Consider the following 12937-nt stretch of genomic DNA (forward strand, 5'->3'; position numbering starts at 1 on the left):
ACCGGCCCGCGAAGCCCCCGCTGATCGCCAAACCCCGGGTTCCGATTCTTCGACGCGACCAATCCTGTTGCACCGCAGGTTATTTCGCATTGCAAAGATGGTTTTTTCGCCAACATGACGTACGTCACACTTGTGGTGCACCTGTGACAGGAGTTCCTCCGTGGAATTTTTCTGAGATTCTTGCGCCTTGCGCGTGTCGGAGATGGGTTTGACCTGCGATGAGTAGCACGCGGGCAGCTCGTGTTAGATGTCGTTTGTGATCGATCGACTGCCGACTCCGGCACAGAACCTCCTGCGATTGACGGTCGGTGGCGGTATCCGCCCACCGGTGCAGACCCCGCACACCACGCTGCACACACAGCGACATCAGGTATTGCGGCGTTACGGTGACCTCACGGACCTCGCCCGGGCCCGCGACACAGGCGGTGTCCCGGTGCTACTGCTGCCCCCGCTGGCCGCGCCCGCGGCCTGCTATGACCTCCACCCCGACCACTCGTATGTGGCCCACCTGCTGGGACAGGGACGCATCCCCTACGTCGTCGACTACGGCGAGATGGATCGATCCGACCGAGGCCTGGGGTTCGAAGGTTTCACCGACGACATCGTCCCGAACGCCATCGCCCGGGTCCTCGCGGACTTCGACGGGTCCACCGGACGTCTCGACCTCGTGGCCTGGAGTCTGGGCGGCACCGTCGCGCTGCTCACGCTCGCCGCCGACCCCGGCCTACCCGTCCGTTCGATCACTGCGATCGGTACGCCACTGAACTACGGCCTGGTGCCGCCCTATCCGCTGGTCCGGCGGCTGACCGGTAGGACCGGTCCGCGGCCTGTCACGGCGACACTGAGCGCCCTACGCGGAATTCCCGCCCCGCTGGTGCAGATCGCTTATCGCGGCACGGCGTGGCAGCGGGAGCTCAAGAAACCCTGGTTCATCATGAACAACCTCGCCGATACCGAGACGCTCGCCCGGATGGAGGTCGTGAACCGATTCCAGCGTCGGTTCCCGGGCTACCCGGGCCGGTTGTCCGAGCAGATGTGGGAGCAGTTCATCTACCACGATGAGCTGGCCGGTGGCGTGGTGAACTTCGGTGATCGCCAGATCGACCTGACCACCATCAAGGTCCCGGTACAACTGTTCGGCAGTCACCGGGACGTCATCGTCCCGTGGGCGGCCGCCCGCCACGGGGTCGAGCTCCTCGCCGAGTCACCGCAGGTGCACTTCACCACGGTCGAGACCAGCCATCTCGGTCTGATCGCGGGTCCGGAGGCCAAGGCGCAGACATGGCCGCGCATCGACGCGTTCCACGCCGCGCTCGAGGATGCGCCGATCGCGAACGACCAGGTCGATCAGGACAGCGCGGACTCGATCTCCGACGCCGTCCGCAGTGCCGCATCCCGCAGCGCGGGCACGTCCGGGCCCTGACGCAGGACCGCCCGTGAGCTCGACGGCAGCAGCCAGTCGAGGTCGCTGCCGGCGAAGACGCCGCGCAGGTCCTCGGCGGTGGCGCCCTGGGCACCGAGCCCCGGAGCCAGCACCGGCGCGCGCAGGTCCGTCAGGTCCAGACCGTGGTCGCGGGTGGCCCCGACGACGACGCCGACCGTTCCCGAACCGTCGGCGTTGGCCGTGGCCGAGGCGTCGACGATCCCCTGGGCCACGGTGACACCGTCACGCTCGGCGAGCTGGAGTGACGCGCCTTCCGGATTCGACGTCCGGGCCAGCACGAACACACCGCGTCCGTGCGCCCGGGCCAGGTCGATCGCCGATGACAGCGAACCGAAGCCCAGATAGGGCGAGACGGTCACCGCGTCGGCACACAACGGCGAGGCGTCCTCTAGCCAGGCTCTGGCATACGCGTCCATCGTCGATCCGATGTCGCCGCGTTTGGCATCGGCGATCACCAGCGCTCCCCCCGACCGGCACCCGGCGATCACTGTTTCCAGGGCGGCAAACCCTTCGGCACCGAACGCTTCGAAGAAGGCCACCTGCGGTTTGATCACCGCCGCGGTGCCGGCCAGGGCCTCGACGCAGATTTCGCCGAAAGCCCTGACCCCGGCACCACTGACCGGCAGCCCCCACTGGCGCAGGAGTTCGGGATGCGGGTCGATGCCCGCACACAGGCGCCCGCGTTGCGCGACCACCTCCCGATACCGGGCACCGAAGGTGCTCACTCAGGCACCCAGCATCGAACGGTGCCAGGACTGCAGCGACAGCACATTCATTGCGCCCCCGAGGGCTGCCTCGATGCCCTGGATCGCAGCGCTGGCGCCCTGGACCGTGGTGATGCACGGAATGTTCACCGACACGGCAGCACTACGGATCTCGTAGCCGTCGACCCGCGGTCCCGAATTGCCGTACGGGGTGTTGATGACCATGGCGATTTCACCCGCGCGGATGCGATCGACCACCGTCATCTCCCCGTCGGGCCGGTCGGTGTCGGAGTGCTTGTAGACCTGCGTGCAGCTGATCCCGTTGCGTCGCAAGACATGTGCGGTCCCCTCGGTGGCGAGGATCTCGAACCCGAGATCGGCCAGCCGCTTGACCGGGAAGACCAACGCGCGCTTGTCCTTGTTGGCCACGGAGACGAAGATCTTCCCGTCGAGCGGCAACGACCCGTAGGCGGCGGTCTGCGACTTGGCGAAGGCCCGACCGAAATCGGCATCGATACCCATCACCTCACCGGTCGACTTCATCTCCGGGCTCAGCAGCGAATCGACGCCGGTGCCGTCGCTACGGCGGAACCGGTTGAACGGCAGCACCGCCTCTTTGACCGCGATCGGTGCGGTGTCGGGCAGCTCGGATCCGTCGCCCGAGGCGGGCAACATCCCGTCCGTGCGCATCTCGGCGATGGTGGCGCCCAGCATGAGCCGGGCACACGCCTTGGCCAACTGCACCGCTGTGGCCTTGGATACGAACGGCACCGTCCGGCTCGCCCGCGGGTTGGCCTCGAGCACGTACAGGATGTCGTCCTTCAAGGCGTACTGGACGTTGAGCAGTCCGCGCACGCCGATGCCCTTCGCCAGCGCCTCGGTGGACCGGCGGACGTTCTCCAGATCGGATTTGCCCAGCGTGATCGGCGGCAGCGCACACGCCGAGTCGCCGGAGTGGATACCGGCCTCCTCGATGTGCTCCATGACGCCGCCGATGTAGCAGTCGGTGCCGTCGTAGAGCGCGTCGACGTCGATCTCGATGGCGTCTTCGAGGAACCGGTCGACCAGCACCGGATGCTCGGGGTTGATCTCGGTGGCACGGGAGATGTAGCCCTCGAGGGACTCCTCGTCGTAGACGATCTCCATGCCGCGGCCACCGAGCACGTATGACGGGCGCACGAGCACCGGGTAACCGATATCGCCGGCGATCTCCTTGGCCTCGTCGAAGGTGGTCGCCATGCCGTATTTGGCAGCGGGCAGACCGGCAGCTTCGAGCACCTTGCCGAACTCGCCGCGATCCTCGGCGAGGTCGATCGCCTCGGGGCTGGTGCCCACGATCGGCACACCCGCGGCCTGCAGCCGATGCGCCAGCCCGAGCGGTGTCTGACCGCCGAGTTGGACGATGACACCGGCGACGGTGCCCGACTCCGATTCGGCGTTGTACACCTCGAGCACGTCTTCGAAGGTCAGCGGCTCGAAGTAGAGGCGGTCGGCGGTGTCGTAGTCCGTCGAGACCGTCTCCGGGTTGCAGTTGACCATGACGGTCTCGTAGCCGACCTCGGACAGTGTCAGTGCGGCATGGACACAGGAGTAGTCGAACTCGATGCCCTGTCCGATGCGGTTGGGACCCGATCCCAGGATCAGGACCTTGGGCCGCTCGGTCTGCGGGGCGACCTCCGACTTCGCGGCGGGATCGAGTTCGTACGTCGAGTAGTGGTACGGCGTCGCGGCCTCGAACTCGGCGGCACAGGTGTCGACGGTCTTGTATACCGGGCGCACGTTCAGCGAGTGCCGCAGGTCGCGGACAGCGGCCTCGTCGGCGAGGTCATCCCGCAGCGCCGCGAGCTGACGGTCCGACAGACCGTTGCTCTTCGCCAGCCGCAACAGCGGCTCGTCGAGAACCTCTGCCGACCGGATCTCTTGTCCCAGTTGATAAACGGCCTCGATCTCGGCCAGGAACCACGGATCGATCTTCGTCGAATCGAAGAGCTGCTCGACGGTGGCACCGAGCATGAACGCCTGCATGATGCCGTAGAGGCGACCGTCCTTGGGCACGCTGAGTCGCTCCAGCAGTTCCGGGAGCGCCTCGGCCGGTGCACCCTCGACAACCGGTTCGGTCCAGAATCCGGCGGCCTTGGTCTCCAGCGAACGCATGACCTTGCCGAGCGCCTCGGCAAACGAGCGACCCAGCGACATCGCCTCACCCACCGACTTCATGGTCGTGGTCAGCGTGTCATCGGCACCGGGGAACTTCTCGAAGGCGAACCGCGGGGCCTTGACGACGACATAGTCGAGGGTCGGCTCGAAGCAGGCCGGGGTCTTCTTGGTGATGTCGTTGACGATCTCGTCGAGCCGGTAGCCCACGGCCAGCTTCGCCGCGATCTTGGCGATCGGGAAGCCGGTGGCCTTCGAGGCCAGCGCCGACGACCGCGACACCCGCGGGTTCATCTCGATGACGACCAGGCGGCCGTCCGCGGGATCCATCGCGAACTGGATGTTGCAGCCACCGGTGTCGACACCGACCTCACGGATGATCGCGATCGACAGGTCACGCATGTCCTGGTACTCGCGGTCGGTCAGCGTCATCGCCGGGGCGACGGTCATCGAGTCACCGGTGTGCACACCGACCGGATCGACGTTCTCGATCGAGCAGACGACCACGACGTTGTCGGCGCCGTCACGCATCAATTCGAGCTCGTACTCTTTCCAGCCGAGGATCGACTCCTCGATGAGCACGTTGGCGGTCGGGGATGCCGAGAGTCCGCCGCCGGCGATCCGGTTGAGGTCGTCCTCGTTGTAGGCCATCCCCGATCCGAGGCCACCCATCGTGAAGGACGGGCGGACGACAACCGGATAACCGAGTTCGGCGACGGTCTCGTGGACTTCTTCCATCGTGTAGCAGACTGCCGAACGGGCGCTCTCGCCACCGACTTTGGCGACGATGTCCTTGAACTTCTGACGATCCTCACCGCGCTGGATCGCGTCGAAGTCGGCACCGATGAGCTCGATGTCGTACTTCTCCAGGATGCCCTCGTCATGCAGTGCGACGGCGGCATTGAGGGCGGTCTGGCCGCCGAGGGTCGCGAGCACGGCATCGATCGGGTATCCGGCGTCGCGCTCGGCGATGATCACCTTCTCGATGTACTCGGCGGTGATCGGCTCGATGTATGTGGCGTCGGCGAACTCGGGGTCGGTCATGATCGTCGCCGGGTTCGAGTTCACCAGGCTCACGCGCAGACCCTCGGCGCGCAGCACCCGGCACGCCTGGGTACCGGAATAGTCGAACTCACTGGCCTGACCGATGACGATCGGACCGGAGCCGATGACCAGGACGTGCGATAGGTCGGAACGGCGGGGCATCAGGCACTGGCTCCTTGCAGCAGGGATACGAACTTGTCGAACAGGTAGGCGGCGTCGTGTGGGCCGGCCGCCGCTTCCGGGTGGTACTGCACCGAGAACGCCTTGCCGTTGATCAACTCGACGCCTTCGACGGCACCGTCGTTGGCACACGTGTGGCTGATCCGGGCCCGGCCGAAGTCGGAGTCGAACTCCTCGCCGGCCTCACCCTCGAGCGCGAACCCGTGGTTCTGCGCGGTGATCGACACCGCACCGGTCGCATGATCGATGACCGGGATGTTGATGCCGCGGTGACCGAACTTCATCTTGTAGGTGTCCCGGCCCAGGGCTCGGCCCAGGATCTGGTTGCCGAAGCAGATCCCGAACAGCGGGATCCCTTCGCCGAGGACGTGGCGGGTCAGATCGACCGCGTGGTCGGCGGTCGCCGGGTCGCCCGGGCCGTTCGAGAGGAACACACCGTCGGGGTTGATCGCGGCGATGGCGTCGGGGCTCGTCCCGGCGGGCAGCACATGCACCCGGACGCCGCGCTGGGCGAACATCCGCGGGGTGTTGGTCTTGATGCCGAGGTCGATGGCAGCGACGGTGAACTGCGGCTCGCCGTCGGGTTCGACGACGTAGCCCTCGGTGGTCGAGACCTCGCCCGCCAGGTTCGCGCCCTTCATCTGGGGGGCGTCGACAACACGCCGGAGCAGTTCGTCCACCCCGGCGAGTGCGTCACCGGAGAAGATCCCGGCCCGCATCGATCCGTGATCGCGCAGGGTCCGTACGACGGTGCGGGTGTCGATGCCGGCGATGCCGACGATCCCCTGCTCGACGAGTTCGTCTTCGAGCGTGGACGTCGCGCGCCAACTCGACACCCGGCGGGTGGGGTTGCGCACGGCGTAGCCGCTGACCCAGATCTTGCCGGAGTCATCGCCGCTCTGGCCGGTCCGGCCGATGCGGCTCTCGCCGTCTTGTCTGTTCCAGCCGGTGTTGCCGATCTGTGGCGCGGTCGCCACCACGATCTGCCGGTGGTAGCTGGGATCGGTGAGCGTCTCCTGGTACCCGGTCATCGCGGTACAGAAGACGGCTTCACCAAGGGTTTGTCCCAGCGCGCCGTATCCGGTTCCGGTGTAATGCTCACCGTTCTCGAGAACCAGCACCGCTGGCGTTGCCCGGTTTGGCTGTGTCACTGCTTTGTTCCGTCCTGCTCGAAAGGGTTGACCCATTGCGGGTAGATGGATTTGTCGTCCGCGCGGATGCCGGAGTCGATCTCGGTTCCCGACGGCAGCAGCCATCGGATCACCAGCACACCGTCCGCGGTCATCACTTTTCCGGCCAGTCCGCGCTCTGTTCTGATCGCGGTGATCTGGTCGGCGGGGATCCAGATCGGGTTGGCGCCGCGGCGTTCGATCAGGATCCCGCTGTCGTAGCGGCTGATCTCGGCGGCGGCGCGGTCACCGTAGTCGCCGACTGCCACGCGGTCCTGCCAACTCGGCGCGATCGTCGATCCGACGTACAGCCCCGTGTGCGGGCCGAGCCGGCAGGGGCCGAGATCGGCGGGCACCTCGGGGAATGCGCCGAGTATCTGCTCCTGGCGGCGACCACGGCCTCGCCAGCCCAGGATCATCAGGCCGACGATCCCGCCCCAGGCCAGGACGACGACCAGGACAACCACGACGCCGGTCATAGCACTGCCCGGACCTTGCCACCATTGTTCGTGATCTCGCCCCGCAGCACCGTGGCGATCACCGTGCCGGGCAGGGTGAGTCCGTCGAACGGCGAGTTCGCCGACAGGCTGGCCAGGGCGTCTGACTGCACCGTCCACTCGGTCTCCGGGTCGACCAGGGCCAGGTTCGCCGGTTCACCGACGGCGATCGGGCGGCCCTGATCGGGTAGCCCGGTGATCTGCGCCGGACGTTCACTCATGACCGCGGCCACGCCGCGCCAGTCCAGCAGACCCGGGTTGACCATGGTCTCGATCACGATGGACAGGGCGGTCTGCAGTCCGAGCATGCCGGGGCGGGCATTGGCGAACTCACAGCATTTCTCCTGCGCCGCGTGAGGTGCGTGGTCGGTGGCGACGCAATCGATGATCCCGTCGGCCAGCGCCTGCCGCAACGCGGTCTTGTCGCGGCCCTCGCGCAGCGGCGGATTCACCTTGTTGACGGCGTCGTAGGTCTCCAGGCGGGAGTCGTCGAGCAGCAGATGGTGCGGCGTGACCTCGGCGGTGATCGAGATGCCCTGTGCGCGCGCCCACTTGAGCAACTCGACGGTGCCCTCGGTGGACGCGTGGCAGATGTGGACGCGGGTTCCGGCGTCGCGGGCCAGGAGCGCGTCGCGGGCCACGATCGACTCTTCGGCCGCGCGTGGCCAGCCACTGAGTCCCAGCCGCGCCGCGGTGGCACCCTCGTGCGCGATCGCACCCTTGGTGAGCCGGGGCTCTTCGGCATGCTGGGCGATCAGGACATCGAGACCCTTGGCGTACTCCAGCGCCCGGCGCATCAGCAGCGGATCGTCGACACACTTGCCGTCATCGCTGAACATCCGCACGCCGGCCACACCGGCGGCCATCGCGCCCATCTCGGCGAGCTGTTCGCCCTCCAGGCCCACCGTGATCGCACCCACCGGATGCACGTCGACGAGTCCGACCTCCTGTCCACGTCGCCAGACGTAATCGGTGATGACCGGGCTGTCGGCGACCGGATCTGTGTTGGCCATCGCGAAGACCGCGGTGTAACCACCGAGCGCGGCTGCCGCCGAACCGGTTTCGATCGTCTCGGTGTCTTCCCGGCCGGGCTCGCGCAGGTGCGTGTGCATGTCGACGAATCCGGGCAGCAGTATTGCGCCCGCGCCGTCGAGCACATCGACCTCGGCGCCTGCGCTCAGATCGGTCGCGACCTCGGCGATGTCGCCACCGGTGACGAGAACGTCGACGAGCTCACCCCCGTATGGCCTCACGTTGCGGATCAGCAGGTCGCCGCTCACGCCACACCCTCACTCTCGGTTCCGACCAGCAGTGTGAAAAGCACTGCCATTCGCATATGTACTCCGTTGGAAACCTGTTGCAGCACAGTCGACTTCGACGAGTCCGCCACAGAGAATCCGATCTCCATGCCACGCAACATCGGACCGGGATGCAGCACCACCGCATGATCGGCCAGCAGCGCCGCCCGACGATCGGAGAGCCCGTACCGAATCGAGTACTCGCGCGACGAGGGGAAGAATCCGCCGTTCATCCGTTCGGCCTGGACCCGCAGCAACATCACCGCGTCCACTGCGGCGAGTTCGGCATCGAGGCTGTGGGAGATCTCCACCGGCCACGACTCGACACCCACCGGGAGCAGGGTCGGCGGCGCGACCAGAACCACCTGGGCACCGAGGGTGGCCAGCAGATGGGCATTGGAGCGGGCCACCCGTGAGTGCAGGATGTCCCCGACGATCGCGATCCGGCGGCCTTCGAGCGATCCGAGCCGCTGCCGCAGGGTCAGTGCGTCGAGCAGTGCCTGCGTCGGGTGCTCGTGGGTGCCGTCGCCGGCGTTGATCACCGATGGGCCGGGACCCTCCTCGGCGGTCCACTGGGCGATCTGATGCGCCGCACCGGAGGCCGGATGGCGGACGATCAGCGCATCGGCTCCGGCCGCACGTAGCGTCTTGGCCGTGTCACGCAAGGACTCGCCCTTGTTCACCGATGAACTCGAGGCACTGACGTTGATCACGTCAGCACTCATCCACTTGCCGGCGACCTCGAAGGAAACCCTTGTGCGCGTGGAGTTCTCATAGAAAACCGTCATGATGGTGCGACCCCGCAGCGTCGGCAGCTTGCGGATCTCACGACCCACCAGCGCCTGCTCGAAGCGTTCGGCCTCATCGAGCATCTCGGTGGCGACGTCTTTGCTCAGGTCATTGACGGACAGCAGGTGCTTCATGCACTCTCCCCCGCCCGCAGCACGACCCGGTCGACACCGTCGTGTTCCCGCATGTGCACCTCGACGTCTTCGCTCCGGGAAGTCGGGATGTTCTTGCCGACGTAATCGGCCCGCAGCGGCAGTTCGCGGTGACCACGATCCACCAGTACGGCGAGCTGGACAGCGGCCGGCCGACCCAGGTCGCGGAGGGCGTCGAGCGCGGCCCGCACGGTGCGCCCGGAATACAGGACGTCGTCGACGAGCACCACGAGTGCACCGTCCACACCCCCGGCGGGCACCGCGGTGGGTTCGAGGGCACGGTGCGGCTTGGCCCGCAGATCGTCGCGGTACAGGGTGATGTCGAGGTAACCGACGGGGACCTGCACGCCCGAGAACTCCGCGATGTTCGCGGCCAGGCGCCGTGCGAGGAAGATGCCCCGGGTGGGGATCCCGATGATCACAACCCGTGGTGAGTCCGGGCTGTCGAGAGCTGTTTTTTCGATGATCTGATGCGCTATCCGCGCAATGGTCCTACCGACATCGGCGTCGTCGAGTAATTCACGACCCGCATCGGTACCGTCGCTTTTTTGAGGCGGCACGGTTATCGGGACCTCCTTCTCCGCCTCTCCGGACGGATCGTTAAAGGATGTCGGCCACTGCGATGATGACCGACATCGTTAGCATCGGCCACCATCACAATTTCACCGCAAACACTATCAGGTGAGGCTCATGCCTCCGGCGTGCGCGGTTCCGGCGACTCCAGGGACGCTCGCACCTGAGGCGCGAGCAGGACAATCCGGCCCAGCACACCGTTGACGAACCCGGGCGAGTCATCCGTGGACAACTCCTTGGCGAGCTCGACCGCCTCGTCCACGACGACCATCGTCGGGACGTCGTTGGTGTTGAACAGTTCCCAGGTGGCCAGCCGCAGGATGGCGCGGTCGACCGCGGGCAGCCGCGGCAGTGTCCACTCGTTGAGGTGAGACGAGATCACCGCGTCGATCTGTGCGGTGTCCCCGGCAATGCCTTCGATGATCTGGGCGGTGTAGTCGTTGATCTTGCCGACGCTGTCGTCGGTGGCCGCCAGCTCACGACGCTGGGCGATCAGCTCGACGGGTGAGCAGTTCTTTGCTTCTGCCTCGAACAGCAGATCGACGGCACGCTTGCGTGCCTTGTGTCGGGTACCGGGCTTTTTCACCAGCGTCAGGAGTTGACGCGGCCGAGGTAGCTGCCGTCGCGCGAGTCGACCTTCAGCTTGTCCCCGGTGTTGATGAACAGCGGAACCTGGATCTCGGCGCCGGTCTCGAGCGTTGCGGGCTTGGTGCCGCCGGTGCTGCGGTCACCCTGGACACCGGGGTCGGTCTGCGCGACGAGGAGCTCGACCGTGACCGGGAGCTCCACGTAGAGCGGCACGCCCTCGTGGGTGGCGACCTGGACGCGCATGTTCTCGAGCATGAACTTGGCGGCGTCACCGATGGTCTCGGGGCTGACACTGATCTGTTCGAAGGTGTCGCCGTCCATGAAGACGAAGTCTTGGCCGTCGTTGTAGAGGTAGGTCATGTCGCGGCGGTCGACCGTTGCGGTCTCGACCTTCACACCGGCGTTGAACGTCTTGTCGACGGTCTTACCCGACAGGACGTTCTTGATCTTGGTTCGGACAAACGCCGGGCCCTTGCCGGGCTTGACGTGCTGGAACTCCAGGATCTGCCACAGCTGACCCTCCATGTTCAGCACGAGGCCGTTTTTGAAATCCGAGGTGTTTGCCACGTTCTTGTTCTTCCTCTCGAGCCGCGGGCGGTGTGTCCCACCCGCTGCTGCTGTGCTGTGCGCCGGAGCGCGTCAGATGACGGTGAATGTCTTGTCGGTGGTGGTGAGCAGTTCGGGATCGCCGTCGCGGACCACGAGGGTGTCTTCGATCCTGACGCCACCTCGGCCCGGCAGGTAGATCCCGGGCTCCACGGTCACCGCTGCACCGCATGGCAGTGTACCCGTGCTCAACGCACCGATTGACGGCGCTTCATGTATCTGGAGTCCGACGCCGTGACCGAGGCCATGCACGTAATAGTCACCGAAGCCTGCCTCGTCGATGATCACCCGGGCTGCGGCGTCTACGCCCACCGCCTCGACACCGGGTTCGAGGGCCTCCCGGCCGGCCTGCTGCGCTGCCACCACGATGTCGTAGATGTCACGTTGCCAGGGCTCGGTCGATTCGAGCACATAGGTGCGCGTCATGTCGGAGTGATAGCCGCCGATCACGGCACCGAAGTCGATCTTCAACAGGTCGCCGGAGCTCAGTTCGGCATCGGTCGGGCGGTGGTGCGGGACCGCCGAGTTCGCGCCGGTGGCCACGATCGTCTCGAACGAGACCGCCTCCGCGCCCCGCTCGAACATCGCCCATTCCAATGCGCGCGCCACTTTGCGCTCGGTGTTGCCCGGCACGAGGACCCCGGCGGCGATGATGTCGGCCAGCGCCAGATCCGCGGTCTGGCAGGCGGTCCGGATCTGCTCGATCTCGAACTCGTCCTTGACCATCCGCAGCTCTTCGACGAGGGGCGCCACCGGCACCAGGGTCTCGGAACTGCCGAGCAGCGGCAGCAGACGTTGATGGGTCGCCACCGTCACCACATGCTTCTCGAAACCGATCCGGGCACCGGAACCCACCAGATGCTCGATCAGGGCACCCGGGCAGTCCCGGTTGATGATCGCGGTCAGGTCCGGCGCCTGTTCGGCCACCTGCGTGATGTAGCGGCCGTCGGTGGCGATCCGGTCGTCGCCGGCAGCGGTGACCACCACGCCGCCGTTCGATCCGGTGAATCCGGTGAGATAGCGCACATTGACCAGATCGGTGATCAGGAGGGCGTCGATGCCCGCGCCGCTGAGCAGTGAGCGCAGCCGGTCACGCCGCGCCGATTCCGCAGTTGGGCCGAGGTCGGTGACCACTCGTTCAACAGTCATGGTTTCAAGGCTAGTGGAGTCGGCCATCCGAGCGCGGTCCCACGATCAACTCGGACACCATGTTCGTTTTGTGGCCCCTGACACATGAACACGTTCCACATCGGTACGCTGCTCACATGATTGCGTGGCTGTTGCGGGGTTTGGTGATGTCGGCGGTGCACATCGGTGCCCGGGTCCTGTTGGGTCTGGCCATCGTGGCCTGGCCGTTGGACTCCAACTATTGGAAGACGATCGCGATCGCCGGCGTGGTGCTGGTGGCGCTGATCTGGGGTGGCATCGACGGTCTGGTCGACGGCCGCGCCCATCCCGATCCCGACGACTACGACGACCTGACCATGCGCTGGCTCAAGGCCGGACTCCTGACCGGGCTCATCAGCGCGGTCGTGTGCTGGGTCCTGGGCAACTGGGTGATGTCCGGGATCGGTGAGAACTCCCTGGCCATCGAGATCTTCGCCGGCGGTTCGTTCACCACCCTGCTGGTCTTCGTCTCCGCCCTCATCGGCGCTGCCGTCGGCCGATTCCTGACCCGCCGCCAGCACCGCAAGAACGAGGCCAAGGCCCAGGACCAGAACGCCTACGCCTGACCCCAA

General features: G+C 66.3%; 12 protein-coding genes. 2 read left to right on the top strand and 10 right to left on the bottom strand.

The features are described from left to right. Positions 1-247 precede the first annotated feature (247 nt). A complete protein-coding gene (locus tag AC51GR_RS13295) occupies positions 248-1423 on the top strand; it encodes an alpha/beta hydrolase (protein ID WP_496325117.1) in 1176 nt (391 codons plus the stop codon). Here AC51GR_RS13295 and pyrF read toward each other — a convergent pair. The 10 genes from pyrF to AC51GR_RS13345 form a co-directional block, all read right to left on the bottom strand. Continuing rightward, positions 1348-2169, bottom strand: coding sequence for an orotidine-5'-phosphate decarboxylase (gene pyrF, locus AC51GR_RS13300; RefSeq protein ID WP_496325118.1), 822 nt, complete (start codon positions 2167-2169; stop codon positions 1348-1350). The two genes, AC51GR_RS13295 and pyrF, sit on opposite strands and share 76 nt — an antisense overlap. Beyond that, a complete protein-coding gene (gene carB, locus AC51GR_RS13305; protein WP_496325119.1) occupies positions 2170-5508 on the bottom strand; it encodes a carbamoyl-phosphate synthase large subunit in 3339 nt (1112 codons plus the stop codon). Next, positions 5508-6677 (bottom strand): glutamine-hydrolyzing carbamoyl-phosphate synthase small subunit, encoded by a 1170-nt coding sequence (gene carA / locus AC51GR_RS13310; RefSeq protein WP_496325120.1) that lies wholly within the window; start codon positions 6675-6677, stop codon positions 5508-5510. The genes carB and carA overlap by 1 nt, the downstream gene beginning before the upstream one ends. Continuing rightward, on the bottom strand, positions 6674-7174 hold the full coding sequence (locus AC51GR_RS13315) for a PH-like domain-containing protein (protein WP_496325121.1): 501 nt from the start codon (positions 7172-7174) through the stop codon (positions 6674-6676). The genes carA and AC51GR_RS13315 overlap by 4 nt, the downstream gene beginning before the upstream one ends. After that, positions 7171-8472 (bottom strand): dihydroorotase, encoded by a 1302-nt coding sequence (locus tag AC51GR_RS13320; protein ID WP_496325122.1) that lies wholly within the window; start codon positions 8470-8472, stop codon positions 7171-7173. Before AC51GR_RS13320 ends, AC51GR_RS13315 begins: the two co-directional genes overlap by 4 nt. Then, positions 8469-9413, bottom strand: coding sequence for an aspartate carbamoyltransferase catalytic subunit (locus tag AC51GR_RS13325; protein ID WP_496325123.1), 945 nt, complete (start codon positions 9411-9413; stop codon positions 8469-8471). Before AC51GR_RS13325 ends, AC51GR_RS13320 begins: the two co-directional genes overlap by 4 nt. After that, the gene (gene pyrR, locus AC51GR_RS13330; RefSeq protein ID WP_496325124.1) at positions 9410-9991 is read right to left on the bottom strand and encodes a bifunctional pyr operon transcriptional regulator/uracil phosphoribosyltransferase PyrR; all 582 of its coding nucleotides are present in this window, start codon (positions 9989-9991) and stop codon (positions 9410-9412) included. The genes AC51GR_RS13325 and pyrR overlap by 4 nt, the downstream gene beginning before the upstream one ends. A gap of 128 nt (positions 9992-10119) precedes the next feature. Next, positions 10120-10590 carry a transcription antitermination factor NusB gene (nusB, locus tag AC51GR_RS13335; protein ID WP_496325125.1) on the bottom strand — a complete coding sequence of 157 codons (471 nt, stop codon included), beginning with the start codon at positions 10588-10590 and terminating at the stop codon, positions 10120-10122. A gap of 5 nt (positions 10591-10595) precedes the next feature. Continuing rightward, entirely contained in the window at positions 10596-11159 is a 564-nt protein-coding gene (gene efp / locus AC51GR_RS13340) for an elongation factor P (protein ID WP_496325126.1), read from the bottom strand. 72 nt (positions 11160-11231) lie between these two features. Next, a complete protein-coding gene (locus tag AC51GR_RS13345) occupies positions 11232-12347 on the bottom strand; it encodes a M24 family metallopeptidase (RefSeq protein ID WP_496325127.1) in 1116 nt (371 codons plus the stop codon). 116 nt (positions 12348-12463) lie between these two features. On the opposite strand from AC51GR_RS13345, the gene AC51GR_RS13350 reads away from it, so the two are divergent. Then, positions 12464-12931, top strand: coding sequence for a B-4DMT family transporter (locus AC51GR_RS13350; protein ID WP_496325128.1), 468 nt, complete (start codon positions 12464-12466; stop codon positions 12929-12931). Positions 12932-12937: the final 6 nt, after the last annotated feature.

Source organism: Williamsia sp. z71, assembly GCF_059553375.1.